The following is a 19,751-nucleotide window of genomic DNA, read 5'->3' as shown; positions in this document are numbered from 1 at the left end:
AAACATACCCGGCTTGCATGTAAGTTGGTATACCGAAAAAGGGGGCGTATACAATGAAGGCGTTTCTGTCTCACTCGACCGTCGATAGGAGTTTCGTATCTGAGGTAGCGAAATCCCTGCATCGGGAATTTGTTACCTATCAGGAGTTCTCATTTGATCACGGTGAAGCTTTCAGGGATGAAATTCTGAGAGGTCTCGACAAAAGCGCAATATTCGTTCTTTTTATCTCTCGGAGCTCGCTCGATAGCTTCTGGGTTAATTTCGAATTGGACCAGGCCGGAGAGAGGTTGCTAGAAAAGAAGCTCGCCAAGGCAGTCGGCGTGAGAATTGACGCTTCCGTTGGATTCGACGAATTACCGTCCTGGTTGCGGTCCGTAAATACACCGCTACTCGAACATCCAGCCGCTGCTGCGAGAATGATCCGAGATCACATAAACAGGGTCAAAAGTGAGTCTGTGCCGGATCTCTTCATTGGCCGAGGGAGAAGCCTTGAACAAGTCGAAGAGCGAATGACGCCCGCGGATCATCGTCCGCCAGGAGTTGTCGCGTTGTGGGGCCTGCCGGGCATCGGTCGACGGACTCTCGCAAGAAGGGTTGTTCAGAACGTCCTCGATTTTCGACGTGCAGTCCAAATAAAGGTCGAGCCAGGTGATACTGCTGCGGATTTGCGTGTAAAAATCGCTGCCCAATATAATGAGGTGAAAAACCCGGAATCTTACGAGCAGGAGCAAACTCAGGCTGACTCCTCCACAGTTGAAGATAATATATCCGCTATTGTTGAATATTTATCAATTGCACAGGCTAACCGTGAGGCGATAATACTTGTGGACCACGGCGGTATGCTGGATGACGAAGGAGCCTTCTATCAAGAAATACAAGATCTGGTACGGGCAGTTTTCCTATCGGTTGATCAACGCATGATATTAATATCTAGGCGCAAACCTGAGCAGATACTACTTGAGCCTGGGCTTCTCCTACCGACGGTTAAACTAGAGCGACTTAGCGAGGATGGTACTAAGACGTTGATACGACAGCTCGCGGGACGCGAGAGGTTTGACATGACTATGCAGGAAATCGACACGCTGTCGTCTCGCGTGAAGGGGTATCCGCCAGCCGCGTACTATGTGGTAGAGCTTGTCAAAGAATATGGCAAAGATATGGTTCTACGAAATGGCCGCTTCTTAATTGAGTACCGAGAGGGCGCGTTTCTCAGATTATTGGAAAAGGACAGTAAGTTTTCTAATATTCAAAAATCCATACTTTCTATACTTCCGCAGTTTGAGGAGCTTCCTTTATCTGTCATCGGTAACGCTCTGGATATAGATCACAATGACTTAGATAGCGAGATGATGAGACTTGTTGATTTGGCGATAGTCTCGGTGAGCATGAATGGCTACTACTCGGTAGCAGATCCTATACAGGAAGTCACTCATAAAGTATTCGGAAAGCTCAATATACCGTTTGCCCGGATAGCTGACGAGATTGACAGCTTTCTGAACGATCGGGCTGCTGGCGACACATACGGTGGGGACATCCCGCTCTCACTGGTGAGAGCACGGTACAAATCATATGTACTCGCGGGCAGGAATAGAGCGGGTCTGTTCCATATGGTGAGCGATCTGACTAACGTACAGCAGGAGCTTTACCACGGCCAAGATTATCAGCGGTCGATAGAAATCGGGCTTCAGGCGCTCGACATGAGGCCGGACCATCTCGATATTCTGAAGTTTCTAGCTCGGGCATATACTCAATTGGAAATGTATACCGATGCGCAGCCGTTAATTGAGCTTGTAAAGAAAAAGAGCATGAAGGAGGCTCGTTTTCTAGAAGGGTTCCTCCAGAGAAAAAGGGGAGATACCAAGGCGGCGGCAGCTAGATACAAGGAGGCTATCGCGCTCGGCATGCGCGGGGCCGCCGTTCACCGCGAGTTGGGCCAATGTTTGTACGAGGAGAACGATTTCAAGGGTGCTGCCGCGCACCTTCAACGTGCACACGAAGCTGATCCCGACAATAAGTATGTCATCGATTTTGAAGTAAAGGTGGCGGTAGCCGAAGAGCGGTTTGAAGACGCTTTGGCGCTGCTGGATAAGTTGAGCAAAGTCGAGGATGAGTCACGAGTTGAGCATCGGCGCTCCACTATTCTTCTAGGTCAGGGCAAATTAGAGGAGGCATTTTTAGCTGCAAGGCAGGCGCTGGATTTGAATAGACATCCGCAGTTCGAGATGATCACTCAATTCATAACGACCGCGATTCGGACTAGAAAATTTGAAGATGCTCAAGCTGGATTTGAGCAACTAAGCCACCGCTTCAAAGGTATACGGTCAGATATTCAGAACGGGTTGTGGGCCAGATATTTTCTGGCAAAGGGCGAGCCTGAAGAAGCGTACAATTTCTGGCAGAAGATTTTGGAAAAGGGTACTTCTGTACATCGAAGAATTGGCGACGATATCCTGCAAGAATTGGTTAGGCTGCCCGGTCTAAAGCTCTCTCGGAAAGAGGAGTTGGAAACCATGTTGAAGCATTTGAGGGGTTAGCTGCAACCCGGAAAACTCACCACCACGGCCAGCCCAGGCCGGCAGTCCTCGAGCGTGATGGTCGCGCCGTGCAGGTCGGCGATGGCCCGGACGAGGCTGAGGCCGAGACCGCTGCCCGGCGTCGACCGGCTGTGGTCCAGCCGGTAGAGCCGCTGAAACACTTTTTCGCGCTCGCCGGCGGGAATGCCGGGGCCATTGTCGGCGACGCTGGCAAGGACGCGGTCACCCTGGCGCGTCACCGACAGTTTGATCGAGGTGCCGGGCGGGCAATGGCGCAGCGTGTTCTCCACCAGATTGGCGACCATCTGCGTCAACAGTTCGCGATCGCCGTGGATCCGGCCCGTCGTCTCCTCCAGCCGCGGCGGCAACAGCGACTTGCCGTCGTCCTCGGCCACGTCGGTGTAGACCTCGGCGATGGTCCGCAGGATCTCGCCGGGATCGACATCGGTGAAGCGCGCCTTGCGCGCACCGGCCTCGATCTGCGCGATCCGCAGCAACGCGTCGAAGGTCTCGTTGATTTGATGGCCTTCCGTGCGGGCGTCGGCCAGATCGTCGGAGACGTCCTGGTGCCGCGCGGCCTTGTCGGCCGCACCCTCCAGGATCATCTGCAGGCGGTTGAGCGGCGTCTTAAGATCGTGCGCGATGTCGGCGCTGACCTGCTTCATGCCTTCGACCAGTGCCGACAGGCGATCGAGCGCCGCGTTGACCTGGCTGGAGACGATGTCGATGTCGTCGCCCTTGCCGGTCAGCGGGATGCGGGTGTCGAGGCGGCCATGCGAAACGTCGACCATCGTGACGGCAATGCCGTCGAGACGGCGCTGGACGCGCGCGGCGAGCAGGGCGCCGCCGGCGACGGCCAGGCCGGTGATGATGAGCGTCGCCCAGCCGAAGCTCATCAGCATGATCGTTTCCAGCTCCTCCGTTTCGGAGAGGCTGAAGGCGATGGTCAGCGTGTTGGCGCCGACCGGACCGGAATAGGCGCGGTATTCGGTGCCCGGCGGCAGGCCAGGCATCTCGGCGCCGAACATCGAGAAACCATCGGGAAGCCCCGCCGCGGTGAAGTTGCCGGCGATATGGTTGCCGGTTGCGTCGGTCAGCGAAAAGAGCTGCTCCTTCCCAGGGCTGCGCGTGGAGTGGCTTTCGACGGTCTCCACCAACTCCCTGAGATCCTTGTCGGCATAGGTCGCGGCGATGACGGAATAGGTTTCCTTGATGGTGTCGTCCAGCTGCTCGGCAAGGTCGGCGCTCATCATCTGGTAGACGATGGCGCCCGCCAGCACAAAGGCCAGCATGAACAGGAAGGCGAACGTCAGGGCAAGCCGGAACGGCGTGCTGCGCAGCAGGCGGGTCCACGTTGCGGTCATGAGAAAGTCGCGGTCATCGGGATGGCGCGATCACTGGGAGAGCGGCGCGTGCAGGCTGTAGCCGGTGTTGCGGATAGTGTGGATGAGCTGGGTACCGAACGGCTTGTCGACCTTGGTCCGCAACCGGCTGATATGGGTTTCGACAACGCTGGTCTTGGGATCGAAATGAAAATCCCAGACGCGTTCCAGCAGCATGGTGCGGGTGATGACGCGGCCCTCGCCGCGCATCAGCACCTCGAGCAGGCTGAACTCCCTCGGCTGCAGGTCGATCGGCTGGCCCTGCCTGACGACGCGCCGCATGATGAGGTCCATTTCGAGGTCGGCGACCCTCAGAACGGTCTTCTGCTCCTGCGCGGCCGGCCGCCGGCCGAGCGCGTTGATGCGGGCAAGCAGCTCGGAAAAGGCGAAGGGCTTGACCAGATAGTCGTCGCCGCCGGCCTCGAGCCCCTCGACGCGGTCGTCTATGCCGCCGACGGAGGTGAGGAAGATCGCCGGCGTGCGCACGCCGGCGGCGCGGACAGCCTTGACCATCGACAGGCCGTCGAGGCCCGGAATCATCCGGTCGGCGACGATCACGTCGTAGCCGCCGCCGGTCGCGGCGAAAAGCCCGTCATGGCCGTTGCGCAGGAGGTCGCAGACATGGCCGGCCTCGGTCAGGCCCCTGACGATGTAGTCCGCCGTCCTGTGGTCGTCCTCGACGAGAAGTAGCCGCATCGCTGTTCCGGTTGATTGCCGATATCGGGGACAGGCTATCACCGGCACGGGTCCGTTCCTAGGATGGTCGCAAGGCCGGCTGCCGCCGCAGGGCCCGGCGGCGGCTCAGTCCGATTCCAGCAGGATCTCGTCGGCATCGCCGGCGGTTTGCCTCAATGTCATGGAGAGGACCAGGGCGATGATGCAGCCGAGGAAGATCAGGCTGGTGAAAATGGTGCCGAAACCCAAACCGCCATGTTCGGCCGGCCGCGACAGCCAATCGCCGAAGGAGGCACCCAGCGGACGCGTCAATATATAGGCCAGCCAGAACGCCAGGATGGCGTCCAGGTGGAACAGGTAATAGGCGAGCGCGATGAGCGCGATGACGCCGCCGAACAGCAGCCCCGTGGTCAGATAGCCCATGTCGAAAGTTTCGGCGACAAGATCGCCGGCGGCGGTGCCGAGCGAGAAGGTGAAGAGGATCGCCAGCCAGTAGAAGATCTCGCGCCTGGTGGTGAAGATGGTGTGGATCGAAAGCGTATGCTCGCTCGCGTACCAGACCGCGAATGTCGCCGCGAGCACAACGGAAAAGGCAATCGTCGTGGTCTGCAGGCGCACGCCGAAATTGTCGACGAGGTTGTCGGTGATCAACGTGCCGACGACGCTGATCAGCACCACCGCCAGCCAGTAGGCCCAGGGCACGTAGCGTTTCCGCGTGAACTGCAGGACGAGGGCGACGATCAGGACGCCGGTCATGATCAGCGAGGTGGCGGTCAGCCCAAGGCCGAGGTTGACGGCGAGATAATCCGCCGCCGTCTCGCCCATGGTCACCGCCATCAGCTTGACCAGCCAGAAGTCGAGGGTGACGTCGGGAACCCGGTTGTGGCTTGGTGCGGCGGGGTGTGTGTTGGGCGCGAGCATGGCAAGTGTCCCGATGTCGATGTTGCGGCGGCGATCCGGCATCCGGACAATAGGCAAGCGACTTCACTCCAGCCTGTCTGGCGGCATACAAATTCGTAAGGATGGCTTTGCCTGGCGCAAAAGGTCTTTACGAATGCCGCGTGGTGCGCTGTTAGAGGATGAATGCCTTGCATCCGCCATCAATGGCGTGCCCCAGTGGCCGGGCTCGTATAGAGCGCCCCAGGAAAACACCAATGACCTACGCCTCCCTCAAGCCGGTTTCGAAGGCTTTCGTCCAGCGCAAGCGGCTGATTTTCATCCGCGTCGCGGCGGCGCCGGCGGTGCTGCTGCTGTTCCTGACCAAACCGGCGCTCAGCGAAGGCTCGAACGGCCACGAAACGCTCGAATTATTCGGCTTCTGCCTGGTGCTCGCCTGCGTCGCCGGCCGGCTGTGGAGCATCCTCTATGTCGGCGGCAAGAAGAATGAGGAGCTGGTTTCGGCGGGTCCATTCTCGATGACCCAGAACCCGCTCTACTTCTTCTCGACGGTCGGTGCGGTCGGTATCGGTCTGCTCTATGGGTCGCTGGTGGCCGCCGCCGCACTCGGCGTCGCCAGCTTCCTGATCTTCCGCGTCACGGCGCGCAAGGAAGCCGAATATCTCCTGGGCAAGTTCGGCCCGGCCTATTCAGCCTATATCAAGGCGACGCCCCGGTTCTGGCCGAACCCGCTGCTCTACCGCGACAGTGACGAGCTGCAGTTCTCGACGCGCGCGTTGAAGCGCACTTTTTTCGACGGGCTCTATTTCCTCGCCATCTTCCCGATCATCGAACTCATCGAGTATCTCCGGGAAAGCGGACTGCTGCCGGCTATCATCACGCTGTACTGATTGCCGTGCGGGCGCACGGCAATCAGCCGGCGCCTCGGCTAGCCGCCCAGTGGATACGGCATGTAGCCGACGAAGCCGGCTATCTTCCAGTTCGCCCCGACCTTCCGGCAGAAATACAGCGTCTGCCATTTCAGCCGGTCGACGCTGCCATCCGCCTTGGCGACGCTGCCGTCGAACTTCTTGTGCAGCACGGCGCGGTCGCCGTCGACATCGATGTCGCGCAGATTGGTGACGCGAAACAGCGCCTCGCGCAACGGCTCGGCGAATTTGGTCGCCGCCGTCTCCTTGGCCTGGCGCAGCCACTCGTCGCGATAGATCTCCAGCCGCGGGAATTGCAGCCGCCAGGCATCGGCGTTGCCGAGGAAATGCGCGTGCATGCCGAAGAAGCTTTCGGCGACGAAGTCGTTCTCGACCATGGACCAGTCCTGACCGATGAAGGCGTCGATGTCGCGCCGCACCAGCATCTCCCACAGCGCGTGGCGGTCGGCGTCGCCGGAAGGAAACGGGTTCTTGTCGAAGGTCATCGTCGGGGTCTCCGGTCTCGCAAGGGCGTCTGTCCGTCGTGGCGTCGAGCCCGTCCGGCAGCGCACGATGCAAGCGCTTCTGTAATAAAGCAACACGGATTTAGAAGGATGTTGCTTTCCAACAAGGGCCCTATCGGGATCACCCCGATCGCGGTAAATCTCGTCCCGAAGCGGGCGCCGCCTCGGTGCCTTGCCATGTCACCGGAGGAGGCCATCCCTTGCCCAAGCAGACTTTTGGAACGTCCCATGTGCCGCTGTCGCCCGCCGTGCGGGCCGGCGATTTCGTCTTTGTCTCGGGCCAGGTTCCGGTCGGCGGCGACGGCATCGTGGTCAAGGGCGGCATTGCGGAACAGACCGAGCAGGTGCTCGCCAATGTGAAGGCCGCGCTGGCGCTAGCCGGCTGTACGATGGAGGACGTGGTCAAGACCACCGTCTGGCTGGAGGACGCGCGCGACTTCGGCGGCTTCAACGCGGTCTATGCCAGGCACTTCCCGAAGAACCCGCCGGCGCGCACCACGGTCGAATCGCGGCTGATGATCGACATCAAGATCGAAGTCGAGGCCGTCGCGTACAGGCCGGTCTGAAAGGCAAAGTAACAAGGCGGAGGCATCTCCATGCAATTCGACCTCCTGCTGAAGGGTGGACGGCTGATCGATCCGGCGTCCGGCATCGACGCGCCACGCGATGTCGCCATCGCCAACCGCCGTGTCGCCGCTGTCGATGCCGACATCCCCGTGACCAGCGCCGCGCAGGTGGTCGACGCGTCCGGCTGCATCGTCGCGCCCGGTCTGGTCGACCTGCACAGCCACGTCTATTGGGGCGGCACCTCGCTCGGCGTCGATGCCGACAGGCTCGCCGCCAAGAGCGGAACCACCACCTTCATCGATGCCGGCAGCGCGGGTGCGGGCAATTTCCTCGGCTTCCGCCGTCATGTCATGGAGCGCTCCAAGGTGCGCATCCTGGCCTATGTCAACATTTCCTTTGCCGGCATTTTCGGCTTCTCGCAGACTGTGTCGGTCGGCGAATGCAGCGATCTCCGGCTTTGCGAACCGCGCGAGGTGGTGGCGGCGGTGCGCGAGCACGCCGACGTCGTCGTCGGCGTCAAGGTGCGCTCCGGCAAGCATGCCGGCGGCACCAGCGGCATCGCGCCGGTCGATCTGGCGCTGGAAGCCGCCGACAAGGCCGGGCTGCCGCTGATGGCGCATATAGACGAGCCGCCGCCCGGCCGCTCCGAAGTGCTGCCGCGCCTGCGCCGGGGCGACATCCTCACCCATTGCTTTCGGCCGTTCCCCAATGCGCCGGTGTTCGCCTCCGGCATGGTGCGGCCCGACATGTGGCTGGCGCGCGAGCGCGGGGTCATCTTCGATCTAGGTCACGGCATGGGCTCGTTCGATTTCGACGTCGCCCGCGCCATGCTCGCAGAAGGTCTGGCGCCCGACGTCATCTCGAGCGATGTGCATCTCTACTGCGTCGACGGGCCGGCCTTCGACATATTGGTGTGCATGTCGAAGCTGATGGCGCTCGGCATGCCGCTGGTCGAGGTTTTGCGCGCCGCGACGCAAGCGCCGGCGCGGGCGATCGCGCGGCCCGATCTCGGCACGCTGGCGGTCGGCACGGCGGGTGATGTCGCCGTGCTGCGGCAGCGTCCGGGCCGCTTCACCTTCGTCGACGCGGTCGGCGTCTCGCTGGTCGCCGACCAGCGGCTGATGTCGGAAGGCATCGTCATTGGCGGCACCTGGTGGCCGAACGAAGCGGCGAATGACCTTGGCGAGACCGAGCGTTTCGAAGCGCATGCCGCGCATACCCATGTCGAGGTGGCGACCCGGCATTTCGGGCATGGGCATGAGTGAGGCTGTGCGGTCTTCCCTTCTCCCCCTGTGGAAGAAGGAAGAAGCTAGAGGCCCGGCGCCCCGTACACCGGCGTCTCGATCCCCTCCATCCGCGCCTTGATCTGCAGCGCCACGTATTTCGAATAGAACCGCGACAGGGCCAGATTGCCGCCGTGGAACCATAATGCTTCCTGCGCCGTCGGTTTCCACATGTTGCGCAATTCGCCTTGCCAGGGGCCGGGGTCGCCCTTGACACCGGAGCCGAGGCCCCAGCACGGGCCGACCTTGTCGGCGACCTCGCGCGAGACGAGAGCCGCCACGTTCTCGTTCATCGACTGGTAGCCGGTGCAGGCGATGATGGCATCGGCCTCGATCTCGCTGCCGTCCTCGAACAGGATGCCTTTGGCTGCCAGCGATTTTACCGCGACGCCGCTGCGGATGCCGATCTTGCCGTCGATGATCAGGTCGGACGCGCCGACATCGATGTAATAGCCCGAGCCGGTGCGGTAGGCCTTCATCAAAAGGCCGGTCTCGTCGTCGCCGAAATCCAGCGCGAAGCCGGACGCGGCGAGACGCTCGTAGAATGCGGCGTCGCGCGCGCGGATGACGTCGTAGAGCGCGCGCTGGCCCTTGGGCACCAGCGCGAACGGCGTCGAGGCGACGATCATGTCGGCCTTTTCCGTGGTGATGCCGCGCGCCAGCGCATCCTCGGAGAAGATTTCGAAGCCGACCTGCATCAGCGTGTCCGACTTCACCACCGTGGTCGGCGAACGCTGGATCATGGTGACGTCGGCGCCGCTTTCCCAGAGGTCGACGCAGACATCGTGCCCGGAACTGGCCGCGCCGATGACGGCGACCTTTTTGCCGCGGAATTTCTCGCCGCTCGAATACTGGCTGGAATGCAGCAGCTCGCCCTCGAACCGGTCCGCGCCCAGCAGCTCGATCTTGCGCGGCGGACCATAGGCGCCGGTGGCGAAGACGATGTGCTTGGGCTTCAGCGTGAGGCGCTGGCCGGCGCGGTCGACCACCACGGTCCATTCTTTCTCCGCCTCGTCGTAACTGGCGCTGAGGCACCTTGTGGCGCCCCAGTAATTCAGCTCCATGACGCGCGTGTACATTTCCAGCCAGTCGCCCATCTTGTCCTTGGGCGTGAAGACGGGCCAATTGTCGGGGAACGGAATGTAGGGCAGATGATCGTACCAGACCGGATCGTGCAGCACGAGCGTGCGGTAGCGGTTGCGCCAGGAATCGCCTGGCCGTTCGTTCTTCTCGATGACGATGGTGGGCACGCCGAGCTGACGCAGCCGTGCGCCGAGCATGATGCCGCCCTGGCCGCCGCCGATGACCAGGCAATAGGGTTGCTCGGAGGCGCCAAGCTCGCGCGTCTCGCGCGCCCGCGCCTCCGACCAGGTCTCGCGTTCCGGGTCCGCCTTGTGGCGCACGCCGAGCGGCCGCGTCGCGCCCTTGCGCTCCTCGAACCCTTTCAGGTCGGTCATCGCCGTGAACAGCGTGCGGCAGCGGCCATCGCGCAGGCGCATGATGCCTTGTCCCGTGGCCACCGCCGTTTCGAAGGTGAACCAGGCCTCGATCGTGCCTTCATCCGAGGTCGCCTCGCCGGTGATCTGCCACGAGGCCGGCCTGGTCGTCGCCAGCGTCGACTTCAGCATATCGGCGATGGCGTCGCGGCCTTCCATGGTGGTGATGTTCCAGGTGAAGGTCAGCAGGTCGCGCCAGTAGCAATCGTCGACGAACAGGTTGCTTGCGGCCGACACGTCGCCGGATTCAAGCGCGTGCGCCAGGGATTCGAGCCATGCGGCCGCCTGTTTGGATGGTGACATTTCGAGCATTTCTTCCCTCTTGTATAAGTCCAATCCGTGTATTGGGACGGTCGAAGTCGGCGCTGCCCCTCTTCCGCCTGCCGGCACCTTCTCCCGGCATAGTGACGGGGAGAGCGACTAGTCTCCCAACGGCTCCATTTCCTTCCCCGTACGGTGGATCTGGGCGTTGTATTTGATGCGGCGGACCGTCTCGTGGGCCGAGCCGTCGAGCTTGTAGGCCGAGGCTACCGCCAAGACGTCGATCATTGCCAGGAAGGCGAAGCGCGAGGCGGTCGGCTTCAACGTGTCGGCATATTCGGGCATGGCAATCGGATGTCTGGCAGCTCCGGTCATGAAGTCGATCTTCCCTAGCCCGCTTTCGACCCGATTTCTTATCATGTCTGTACGCTGTCGTTCCATGCACCCGGCACCGTTGCAGCCGATGCGTGCCCAGGCATCGCCGCCGAGTTCCGCCGTAGAGTGCTGCCTCGCAATGGGCAACGCAAGCGCGCCAACCCCTGCCTCCCTATCCAATCACCTCTAGCCGCCTCGGCAGCCGGTTCATCACTATCGGTCCATCCGGCGTGATCAGGAACTGATCCTCGAGATTGAAGCTGGCGAGGCCGTCGATGTAGAGCGGGATCTCGAAGGCCAGCACCATGCCGGCCTCGATCGCGATATCGCTGTCGGCGGCGATGAACGGCCATTGTTCGGAAAAGACCGACTGGCCGACGCCGTGGCCGAAATGGCCGCGACGGTAGGAGCGCAGGCCTTGCCGCGCCAGGCTTTCGGTGGCGACGCGGTGGACATGGGCGAGCGTGTTTCCGGGGACAAGCTCGGCCAGGCCATCCTCGAAGGCGCGCTCGGCAATGGCGTGCAGCTCCGCTTGATCCGCCGGGGGCGGGCCGAAGGTGAAGTTGCGCGACATATCGGAGGCGTAGCCGCCGACCGTGCAGACCATGTCGCATTTCAGCGGATCGCCAGCCACGGCCCTGGCGTCGGCGCCTTTGGCCCGGGCACCGAGCGTTATATATTCGGCCGTGATGACCGGATGAGACAAGCCGGCCGCCGCAGTGGCGACGCCTTGCCGGTAGAGCGCGACGAGGTCGCCCTGGCGCATGCCGGCCATGGCGTCGACCTGCAGCCGCTCCAGCCCGGCTTCGGACAAGATGATGCCTTGCCGCAGGAGGTCGATCTCGCGCTGCGACTTGACGGCGCGCAGCCGGTCCAGCACGGACGACCCGTCGACAACAGGGCAATCCGGCAGCAGCGCCTGGATGGCCGCAAAATCGGCGGCGGGAATGAAGTCGAGGTCGAGGCCGAGCGTGGCGCGCTCCAGCCCGAAATCGATGAGCATGGCTTGCAACTGGCGCACCGAGCCGGCGAGGTCGAAGGTGGCGGGACGCGAAAAATCGGGCGCGCGACCGAGCGAGGCCAGCCCGGCCTCGATGCGCTCCGCCAGCCCGGCAGGTCCTGTCCCGACCGGCGCGGACTCGATCCAGATCGGGTGCGAACGCACAACCATCTCGGGCGCGGCGGTCCGCAACTGCGCGGGGTTGAAGTCCGCGACCACGAGGCCGATCGGCAGGTCCTGTCTGGCCGGGATGACGACGAAGCCGGCGCCGGCGCGCCGGAACAGGCCGGCCGGGCCGATCGACGCGCCGGTCGCATAGTGGAAGGCCTCGGGCGCGCAGAGCACCAGCGCCGCCATGCCGGCGCGTTGCATCAAATGCGTGGCGCGCTGGCGGTCGACAAAACCCGTCATGAAAGTCTCCATATGCCTCAATCGGCAACGGAGCACTGCGGGTGCAGACAATCAAGCTGGTTGCTCGATGATATTGATCCCTGCGCACGGCCTGTTTTCGCCGCGCGAGAGCAAAGTGACGCTGGAAGGCGGCGAAGTGCTCAACCTCACCGAATTCCAGGTGATCGACGAGGCGGCCTTCAACACATTGAGCGACGAGGCCTTCTCGACCTCAGGAAGTCAGATGCGCTCGGCCTGCTCTATTGCCACCTCGCCTCGACCAACAGCTGGACCTCGCTGGCGCACAGTGCGCAAGGGGGAGCGGGCGAAGAGCGCCTGAAGGCAAGAAGCGTATCGAATCGCGGTCTTGGATGAAGTGTTCGACTTGGCCGAGTTTGACGACATCCGGGTTGGAACATTTCAGGCGCTGTCCGGTTGCTTCCTCAGGAAATCCAGAGGAATACGGCCATGGTGATCAGCCAAGAAGAACGTGTCGCGCATATCAGGAAGCGGGCCCACGAACTTTGGGAACGGGAAGGCCTGATGCCCGACCGTGAAAAGGCCTGCTGGGACAAGGCGGTCGAGGAGTTCGAGTCCGGTAAACTGACCGCCGGACGAAAGCAGGCTGGCGCGGATGCCGCCGGCGACACGTCGGGTGCCAAACACTGACACGCGGCTGCCTGGCGGGAGGCGAGCTTCCTGCGATTCCATGTTATTCCCGGGGGATTGTCGGGCTGGGTTTGGGCCGCAGCATCTCCTCCGCCTATGAAATGTGGCGTCAAGTATCCGAAGGCCGCGAACGGGAGACGCGCGGGAAAGCATTATCACGTTAAGCATCAGATAAAGAACGTTCATTGCTTTGCCATGGCTCTATGGTGGCCAGCGTTTGCCCGTTCTGCCTGGAGGTACTGCACTGCCGCACACCTTCGACGCTACGATTGCGCGCTGCGCCGAATCCGCAAATTGGTAACCGGGCGGTGACCACGGCCTTTTCGCAGGCCCTGAGGTAGCTGTGGTTCCGGTGCCCTAGGAAATGAAAAAGCCGCGGCGAACCGCGGCTTTTCGATGCTTGATTCCCCGGAGGAAACTGGAGCGGGTGAAGCGATTCGAACGCTCGACCCCAACCTTGGCAAGCGAGAAATTACGCCGTCCAAGGGGTTCACGGTAGTATGCTCGATACCCTCCCAATGCGCGCCAGAACGCGATCCCTGCTCATTCCATTTTCAACTCGGAACAACTCCGATGGACTCAGGTGAATTTCAGTGCACGCCAGAGACGGTAACCGCGCGGTGACCTTAGACGGTTTATGCTTTTGGACATGTTGCACAAACTCCGGCAGGTTGCAGATGGGAACCCCAATTCACTACAGCGTGGAAATACCACAACGGTGCTTGCAGCTGATCGAGCAGTTGTGGCCAGAAGTGGAGCGAACGCGCCAGCTGGACGCTCCTCACTTGGGGCCACTTTCAACAACGTTTCTGATTTCCATGTCTATGCCGATCATCAATCTTCCGATTGAGCGCATTGAGCGCCGCAGAAGCAACGAGGCGGGGGCGTATGCGGACGACCGCCACATAGATGCCGAGGTATCTGCAGCCGTCGATAGGGAATTGGGCGGACAGGCCTTCAGCACGGCCCGTTTTTACAGAGAGGGTGAATGGCGATTTGTCACAACCTCCCGATCACCCCTCCCAAACCTGGCAAATGCGCTTCCGGACGAGATTGTAGATCAACTCGAAAGCGATGAAGCTGCATCGGCGGCAAGTAAAATGTCTACCTCGCAATGGTGCGGAATTCTACGCAATGCGTTAGCGCACGGCGGAATAGCTTATCTTGATGTGTACGGAAGGAGTTCTTATGGCAGCCCTGTTGCGATGCTGCTCTTTGGTAGTGGGAGATATGATCGCGAGACTGGTGAGTTAGTCGGCGTCAATTTACTTCGAATCAAACAATCGGACTATCGAGCGTTTCTCCACCGTTGGGTTGCGTGGCTTTCAGATTCGGGCCTGTCGGCTCTGTTCGCCGCCGCGTAGCCGGCACTACCAGATGAACTTGTGTCCTAGCCTGTCGAGCCTTCTCAACTGCTCTTCGAAGTCCGGTATAATCGTTTCGAGCGCTCGCCAGAAGCGCCGAGAATGGTTGTGTTCAAGGATGTGGCAGGTTTCGTGCGCAATGACGTAGTCGATGAGCGGTACTGGTGCCATGACCAACCGCCAATTCAGGCGGATATGTCCTCGCGCGTCACAGCTCCCCCACCGCTTGGATTGGTCCACTATGTGGATCGGTGGTCGACTGATTCCCAAAGCTTCGGCCACGAGGCGCACGCGCTCAGGGAAATGCTTCTTCGCTTTATCGCGGTACCAGTGCCTCAGCGCGCTTCGAACAGCGGAGCACTGTATGGCGGCCTGCATGTCCGGCAGGGCCGGCGCTATTAACGTCGACCCGCGTGCCACGATCCGCGATACGATGGCGTCTGCATCATGCACAATGCGCAGGCGATATGGGCGGCCGAGACGGTGGTATGAATGATCGAGTTGCTCGTGCAGGCTCGCAAAGATGCGGGCATGACCCAGGTGGAACTCGGGAAGCGGCTCGGTCAGCGCCAGACGTTTGTGTCGAAGTTTGAATTAGGTGAGCGTCGGCTGGAGGTGGCGGAATTTATTGCTGTGGCAAAGGCGATAGGGGCCGATCCGTACGAGATAATGCGGGCGGCGGCGGGACGGTAGACATACTTTGATGTCTTGTGTGCTATCCCCGCCAGTGTATGAGTATGCTCGCATTCGAAGGGGGTGGCCGAATGGCTGTTGTGGGATTCGTCAGTGAAAAGGGAGGCGTCGGAAAGACGACGGCTTGCTATCATATTGCAGTTGGACTGCACCGCTTTCATAAGAAATCAGTTCTCGTGATCGACGCTGATTACCAGCGCGGCGGAATTACCGGTCGGCTCTTTCCGGATCTTATCGAGCAATTCCGTCAGGGCACACTGCCCGACGTAACGCTATTCGCCAAGTTCCAGCAACTATATAGCGCCAGCACGTTTGATCCGAGCGTGACCATCCGCACAGCATCAGTTGGTGTGGATGCAATCGTTGCAGATACCCGGCTGGCGAACGTCACGACAGACAAGCTGCCTTCAACAAACAACATAGTTGAGAACAATTTATCCTTGCTTCGGCACCTAAAGGTAATCCGTGAGGTCATCAACCACCTCGGACAATCTTACGACTATGTATTGATTGATTCTCACCCGGAGATTTCAGATGTTCTTCGGTCTATAATATATGCGTCAGACTATTGCGTGTCTCCCGTTAAGCTGGATTTGCAGTCTTCCGTCGGTGTTCCAACCGTTGTGGCGGAAATTGGTACCGTAAACAATGATGTAGCGTTGATGAAAGCGACCATCGACAAATCCTTAGTCTATAATCCTACCGTGTTCGCGGGAGCGATGGGTATGATGGCTAGAGAATATGGCGGCGCTCCAAAGCAGACGGAGGCCGACGAAATCCGCCGACTGCGTCGTGCTGGCACCGTGTTCACCGAATATGTTACTGAGGGCGACGGAATCCGTCGCGCAGCGCAGGAGCGGTTGCCAGTGTATGACATCGGCGGCGCTAATGCGGCAAAACAGTCTGCGCAGTTCCGCAGTCTGACATCGGAGTTTTTGACAAAATGCCCCTGAGTCGAGAGCAAATCCACACACTGATCGAATGGCTCGGCGAGGACGGAGCAAAGGGTGGGCTGGACCGAAGCCATTACACGGTGAAGGACCTCCGCACGCTCGCGAGTGAACTTAACGCTGATGTGCCAGCAAAGGCCGCTCGCAAAGACGTCGTTTCTGCGATCGTTTCTAAGGTAGATCAGCGTATTGATAAGCCAGTGCAGGAACTCCTCACGATGTCGGTGAGCGATTTGCTGGAGTACTTCGAGAGGGTTCGTCCAAACAAAGCGGAGTTGCTCACCATTCTGGGTGATTTGGATTTTCACCCCGGCAGTGAGGCTCAAAAAAGTCTCTATAAGTACGCGGCTCGCCAAATTTCGGAGACAGGCATGTTTCAGCGGGTTGCGTCGAGGAGTTAGGGCGCCAACTACGCCTAGTGGCACAACGCATGGACACGTTCGATCCGGCCGTCTTTGTTGGGACGCCAAATTTCAACGCGTTTGGTCGATCAAGCTCAAAGCCACCGTATGGAAGCAGCGGATTTAGATCTCGATTGGCCACCCTTCTGGAGTCATCGATTCGCAGGTGCGCGAAGGGGCCCGGCAGTCCTAGGCGGCGAGTTGCGAGCACTTGTCTTCTGACTTCCCGACAGGATTGAGCGAACTGTACTGCACTCCGGCGGCGCCGCGATTTCATGCTGCGTCGAATCCGCGAACTGGTAACCCGCGTGTAACCCTGATCTGAGGCCCATCAGTCGGCTGCGATCTCCATTAGGCCCAGAATTGCGAAAAAGCCGCGGCGAACCGCGGCTTTTCGATGCTTGATTCCCCTGGAGGAAACTGGAGCGGGTGAAGCGATTCGAACGCTCGACCCCAACCTTGGCAAGGTTGTGCTCTACCCCTGAGCTACACCCGCTCACACGGCGTCTTGGCCGCAAGCCGGGCCTATATGGCTGAAGAGCGCGGCGATTGCAACAGGGAAATAGCAGGCTTTTTGCAACTCTCGAACGATGCCGGCAAACCGTCCGCGACGCGCCGATTTCATCGCTCCTTGCGCGACGGTCTTGTGTCGGCCGCCGCATTGGCCGTAAACGGCAAGGCCAAGAAACGGACGAGAAGAAGATCGATGCCGAAGACCGAAGCTGAACTGATGGCCTTTCTTGCCGAACTCGGCATCGCCGTTTCGACAATACGCCATCCGCCGCTCTATACGGTGGCTGATTCGCAGGCGCTGCGCGGCGAAATCGCCGGCGGACACACCAAGAACCTGTTCCTGAAGGACAAGAAGGACAATTTCTTCCTGGTCACCGTCGGCGAGGATGCGATCGTCGATCTCAAGCAGATCCACCAGTCGATCGGCGCCGCCGGCCGGGTTTCCTTCGGCAAGCCGGAGATGCTGATGGAGCTTTTGGGCGTCACGCCGGGCGCGGTCACCGTCTTCGGCGTCATCAACGACGGGGAAAATAGGGTCAAGCTGGTGCTCGACAAGGATCTGATGGACCATGCCGTGATCAACGCGCATCCACTGACCAACGAGGCGACGACATCGATCGCGGCGGCCGACCTCATCAGATTCGTCGAGGCAACCGGGCACGATGCTGCTATCTTGAAAGTCTCGGCATGATCGCCACATGGATGGCGAAGCCGAGTTCCAATTGAGACATGGCGCCGAGCCGCGGGCCGGGGGCGCGACCGAAAGGGTGACGAGATGAGCGACAACAATCCGTTTGGCGGATCATTCGGAAACACTGGCGGCCAGTATGCCACCACGGTCCAGTATGGCGGAACGGCGCCGGCGCCGGCGAAGGCCGCGCTTGGCGATGCGCCCGCGGGCCCTGCCGGCGGCGATGTCATCAAGGACACGACGACCGCCGCCTTCGCCGCCGACGTCATCCAGGAATCGCGGCGTCAGCCGGTGCTGGTCGATTTCTGGGCGCCATGGTGCGGACCTTGCAAGCAGCTCACCCCGCAGCTGGAAAAGGCGGTCAAGGCCGCCGGCGGCAGGGTCAAGCTGGTCAAGATGAACATCGACGACCACCCCTCGATCGCCGGCCAGCTCGGCATTCAGTCGATTCCGGCTGTGATCGCCTTCAAGGACGGCCAGCCGGTCGACGGCTTCATGGGCGCCATCCCCGAGAGCCAGATCAACGAGTTCATCACCAAGGTGGGCGGCAAGGGCAATGGCGCGCCGCCGGTGGCCGAGGCCCTGGCCGCGGCAACCGAGGCCCGCGATGCCGGCGACATGCAGGCAGCCGCCGACATCTATGACGCCATCCTGGCGCAGGCGCCGGAGACGGTCGAGGCTATTGGCGGGCTGGGCGACCTGTTGTTCGAGACCGGCGACACCGAGGGTGCCGAGGCGCTCCTGGCAACGGCGCCGGAGGCCAAGAAGGATGCACCGCCGCTGGCTGCCCTGCGTGCCAAGATCGCGCTGGCCGCGCAGGCGGCGGCGTTGGGCAATCCGGCCGAGCTCGAACGGCGCTTGGCCGAAAACCCCGCCGACCATCAGGCGCGTTTCGATCTGGCCATGATCCAGAACGCCAAGGGTGATCGCACGGCAGCCGCCGACAACCTGCTGGCCATCATCAAGGCCGACCGGAGTTGGAACGAGGATGGCGCCAGGACGCAGTTGCTGCAGCTGTTCGAGGCCTGGGGCATGACCGACGAGGCGACGCTTGCCGCGCGCCGCAAATTGTCGGCGTTGCTGTTTTCCTGAGCCGGTTATCGGTTGTTTTGTCGCACGGGCTTGTGGTGTCGGGCCTGAGCGCCAGATAGGACAGGGCAGGTTGACGCTTCACAAAGGAAGCGATCGGGAGGAACGAGGTGCAAGCGGGAAACGCGCATTACCGGCTCGCCAAGGATTTGCCGCCGACGATCCCGCTTTTTCCGCTCGAGGGCGCGCTCCTGCTGCCGGGCGGCCGCATGCCGCTCAACATCTTCGAGCCGCGCTACCTGCAGATGGTGGACGAGGCGGTCGCCGGCTCGCGCGTCATCGGCATCATCCAGCCCGGCCTCAATGGCGCCTTGCGCGAGGATGGCGAGCCGGAACTTTGCAATGTCGGCTGCATCGGCCGCATCATCGCTTTTTCGGAGACCGGCGACGGCCGCTACCTGATCTCGCTGCAAGGCGTGTGCCGGTTCCGCATCACCCACGAGCTGACGGTCAAGACGCCGTTCCGCCAGTGCAAACCGGCGCCCTTCCTCGCCGATCTCGACGAGGAGCAGGCGGCTGATGAAATCGACCGGCCGGCGCTGCTGCGGGCCTTTCGCGCCTATCTGCAGGCCAATGATCTGGAAGCCGACTGGGAAAGCGTCAGCCGCGCCGAAAACGCCATGCTGGTCAACGCGCTGTCGATGATGGCGCCCTACGGACCAGCCGAGAAGCAGGCATTGCTCGAGGCCGCGGACCTGAAAACCAGGGCCGAGACGCTGATCGCCATCACCGAGATGACGCTGGCGCGCGAGAATGAGGATTTTGGCTCGAGCCTGCAGTGAGGTGAACGCAGGCCTGAAAGCTGGAAAGGGGACGCAATGGCGGATGGGCGTGATGGAAAGAAAGCCAAGGTCGACCCGAAGCTGCTGGAACTCTTGGCCTGCCCGCTGACCAAGGGGCCGCTGGCCTGGGACCCCGAACGTGGCGAGCTGGTCTCGCGGGTCGCCAAGCTCGCTTATCCCGTGCGCGACGGCATCCCGATCATGCTTCCCTCGGAAGCGCGGACCATCTCGGCCGAGGATGTGCTGTCGCCGCCAAAGCTGGGCGGGCCGGGCAGTTCGGCGTCATAGAGTGTGGCCGGACATTGAG

Annotated in this window: 21 protein-coding genes, 1 tRNA gene and 1 pseudogene; 14 read left to right on the top strand and 9 right to left on the bottom strand. The window is 61.2% G+C overall.

Annotated elements, in window-relative coordinates; all coding sequences use genetic code 11:
* The first annotated feature begins 53 nt into the window (after positions 1 to 53).
* Positions 54 to 2,534, top strand: a complete 2,481-nt coding sequence (locus tag FJ492_RS22695) for a toll/interleukin-1 receptor domain-containing protein (RefSeq protein WP_140772363.1) — start codon at positions 54 to 56, stop codon at positions 2,532 to 2,534.
* On the opposite strand, the gene FJ492_RS22690 is transcribed toward FJ492_RS22695, so the two are convergent.
* From FJ492_RS22690 to FJ492_RS22680, 3 genes are all read right to left on the bottom strand, one after another.
* On the bottom strand, positions 2,531 to 3,898 hold the full coding sequence (locus FJ492_RS22690) for a HAMP domain-containing sensor histidine kinase (RefSeq protein ID WP_140772361.1): 1,368 nt from the start codon (positions 3,896 to 3,898) through the stop codon (positions 2,531 to 2,533). The genes FJ492_RS22695 and FJ492_RS22690 overlap by 4 nt on opposite strands.
* A gap of 30 nt (positions 3,899 to 3,928) precedes the next feature.
* A complete protein-coding gene (locus FJ492_RS22685) occupies positions 3,929 to 4,612 on the bottom strand; it encodes a winged helix-turn-helix domain-containing protein (protein ID WP_140660379.1) in 684 nt (227 codons plus the stop codon).
* Positions 4,613 to 4,717: 105 nt separating this feature from the next.
* Positions 4,718 to 5,512, bottom strand: a complete 795-nt coding sequence (locus tag FJ492_RS22680; RefSeq protein ID WP_140772384.1) for a hypothetical protein — start codon at positions 5,510 to 5,512, stop codon at positions 4,718 to 4,720.
* Positions 5,513 to 5,745: 233 nt separating this feature from the next.
* Here FJ492_RS22680 and FJ492_RS22675 point away from each other — a divergent pair, with 233 nt between their 5' ends.
* Complete coding sequence (locus FJ492_RS22675; protein ID WP_140772359.1) at positions 5,746 to 6,378, top strand: isoprenylcysteine carboxylmethyltransferase family protein; 633 nt, start codon at positions 5,746 to 5,748, stop codon at positions 6,376 to 6,378.
* Positions 6,379 to 6,416: 38 nt separating this feature from the next.
* Here the strand turns inward: FJ492_RS22675 and FJ492_RS22670 are convergent, their stop codons facing one another.
* Positions 6,417 to 6,902: a hypothetical protein gene (locus FJ492_RS22670; RefSeq protein ID WP_140510965.1), complete on the bottom strand. Its 486-nt coding sequence runs from the start codon at positions 6,900 to 6,902 to the stop codon at positions 6,417 to 6,419.
* A 218-nt stretch (positions 6,903 to 7,120) separates the two neighbouring features.
* Between FJ492_RS22670 and FJ492_RS22665 the strand changes: the two genes are divergently transcribed.
* Both FJ492_RS22665 and FJ492_RS22660 read left to right on the top strand, forming a co-directional pair.
* Positions 7,121 to 7,486, top strand: coding sequence for a RidA family protein (locus FJ492_RS22665; RefSeq protein ID WP_140510966.1), 366 nt, complete (start codon positions 7,121 to 7,123; stop codon positions 7,484 to 7,486).
* Positions 7,487 to 7,516: 30 nt separating this feature from the next.
* The gene (locus tag FJ492_RS22660; RefSeq protein WP_140510968.1) at positions 7,517 to 8,752 is read left to right on the top strand and encodes an amidohydrolase/deacetylase family metallohydrolase; all 1,236 of its coding nucleotides are present in this window, start codon (positions 7,517 to 7,519) and stop codon (positions 8,750 to 8,752) included.
* A 44-nt stretch (positions 8,753 to 8,796) separates the two neighbouring features.
* Here the strand turns inward: FJ492_RS22660 and FJ492_RS22655 are convergent, their stop codons facing one another.
* From FJ492_RS22655 to FJ492_RS22645, 3 genes are all read right to left on the bottom strand, one after another.
* Positions 8,797 to 10,578, bottom strand: a complete 1,782-nt coding sequence (locus tag FJ492_RS22655) for an NAD(P)/FAD-dependent oxidoreductase (RefSeq protein WP_140772357.1) — start codon at positions 10,576 to 10,578, stop codon at positions 8,797 to 8,799.
* A gap of 108 nt (positions 10,579 to 10,686) precedes the next feature.
* Positions 10,687 to 10,902 carry a hypothetical protein gene (locus FJ492_RS22650; RefSeq protein WP_246676089.1) on the bottom strand — a complete coding sequence of 72 codons (216 nt, stop codon included), beginning with the start codon at positions 10,900 to 10,902 and terminating at the stop codon, positions 10,687 to 10,689.
* A 172-nt stretch (positions 10,903 to 11,074) separates the two neighbouring features.
* A complete protein-coding gene (locus FJ492_RS22645) occupies positions 11,075 to 12,313 on the bottom strand; it encodes a Xaa-Pro peptidase family protein (protein ID WP_140772354.1) in 1,239 nt (412 codons plus the stop codon).
* A gap of 67 nt (positions 12,314 to 12,380) precedes the next feature.
* On the opposite strand from FJ492_RS22645, the gene FJ492_RS22640 reads away from it, so the two are divergent.
* The 3 genes from FJ492_RS22640 (at position 12,381) to FJ492_RS22630 (ending at position 14,325) form a co-directional block, all read left to right on the top strand.
* Positions 12,381 to 12,632: a SapC family protein gene (locus tag FJ492_RS22640; RefSeq protein WP_246676088.1), complete on the top strand. Its 252-nt coding sequence runs from the start codon at positions 12,381 to 12,383 to the stop codon at positions 12,630 to 12,632.
* Between the two features lie 128 nt (positions 12,633 to 12,760).
* A complete protein-coding gene (locus FJ492_RS22635; RefSeq protein WP_140751975.1) occupies positions 12,761 to 12,961 on the top strand; it encodes a DUF2934 domain-containing protein in 201 nt (66 codons plus the stop codon).
* A 722-nt stretch (positions 12,962 to 13,683) separates the two neighbouring features.
* Positions 13,684 to 14,325, top strand: coding sequence for a hypothetical protein (locus FJ492_RS22630; protein ID WP_140772352.1), 642 nt, complete (start codon positions 13,684 to 13,686; stop codon positions 14,323 to 14,325).
* Between the two features lie 6 nt (positions 14,326 to 14,331).
* Here FJ492_RS22630 and FJ492_RS22625 read toward each other — a convergent pair.
* A pseudogene (locus FJ492_RS22625) lies at positions 14,332 to 14,817 on the bottom strand (SprT family zinc-dependent metalloprotease); the annotation flags it as partial.
* On the opposite strand from FJ492_RS22625, the gene FJ492_RS22620 reads away from it, so the two are divergent.
* The 3 genes from FJ492_RS22620 (at position 14,818) to FJ492_RS22610 (ending at position 16,369) form a co-directional block, all read left to right on the top strand.
* Entirely contained in the window at positions 14,818 to 15,018 is a 201-nt protein-coding gene (locus tag FJ492_RS22620) for a helix-turn-helix transcriptional regulator (protein ID WP_140772350.1), read from the top strand.
* Positions 15,019 to 15,089: 71 nt separating this feature from the next.
* On the top strand, positions 15,090 to 15,971 hold the full coding sequence (locus tag FJ492_RS22615; protein ID WP_140772348.1) for a ParA family protein: 882 nt from the start codon (positions 15,090 to 15,092) through the stop codon (positions 15,969 to 15,971).
* Positions 15,962 to 16,369 carry a hypothetical protein gene (locus tag FJ492_RS22610; RefSeq protein ID WP_140772346.1) on the top strand — a complete coding sequence of 136 codons (408 nt, stop codon included), beginning with the start codon at positions 15,962 to 15,964 and terminating at the stop codon, positions 16,367 to 16,369. Before FJ492_RS22615 ends, FJ492_RS22610 begins: the two co-directional genes overlap by 10 nt.
* 421 nt (positions 16,370 to 16,790) lie before the next feature.
* Here FJ492_RS22610 and FJ492_RS22605 read toward each other — a convergent pair.
* Positions 16,791 to 16,865 (bottom strand) — tRNA-Gly (locus tag FJ492_RS22605).
* 210 nt (positions 16,866 to 17,075) lie between these two features.
* Here FJ492_RS22605 and FJ492_RS22600 point away from each other — a divergent pair.
* The 4 genes from FJ492_RS22600 to FJ492_RS22585 all read left to right on the top strand — a co-directional run bounded on the left by FJ492_RS22600 (position 17,076) and on the right by FJ492_RS22585 (position 19,732).
* Complete coding sequence (locus FJ492_RS22600) at positions 17,076 to 17,573, top strand: prolyl-tRNA synthetase associated domain-containing protein (RefSeq protein WP_140772345.1); 498 nt, start codon at positions 17,076 to 17,078, stop codon at positions 17,571 to 17,573.
* 84 nt (positions 17,574 to 17,657) lie between these two features.
* Positions 17,658 to 18,665 carry a thioredoxin gene (gene trxA / locus FJ492_RS22595; RefSeq protein WP_140717898.1) on the top strand — a complete coding sequence of 336 codons (1,008 nt, stop codon included), beginning with the start codon at positions 17,658 to 17,660 and terminating at the stop codon, positions 18,663 to 18,665.
* Between the two features lie 107 nt (positions 18,666 to 18,772).
* A complete protein-coding gene (locus FJ492_RS22590; protein WP_140510553.1) occupies positions 18,773 to 19,444 on the top strand; it encodes an LON peptidase substrate-binding domain-containing protein in 672 nt (223 codons plus the stop codon).
* A 36-nt stretch (positions 19,445 to 19,480) separates the two neighbouring features.
* A complete protein-coding gene (locus tag FJ492_RS22585) occupies positions 19,481 to 19,732 on the top strand; it encodes a Trm112 family protein (RefSeq protein ID WP_140717900.1) in 252 nt (83 codons plus the stop codon).
* Positions 19,733 to 19,751 lie beyond the last annotated feature (19 nt).

Origin of the sequence: Mesorhizobium sp. B2-5-4, assembly GCF_006441095.1 — a bacterium.
In the GTDB taxonomy this organism is placed as follows: Bacteria; Pseudomonadota; Alphaproteobacteria; order Rhizobiales; family Rhizobiaceae; genus Mesorhizobium; species Mesorhizobium salmacidum.
This window is presented reverse-complemented; position numbering and strand designations above follow the sequence as displayed.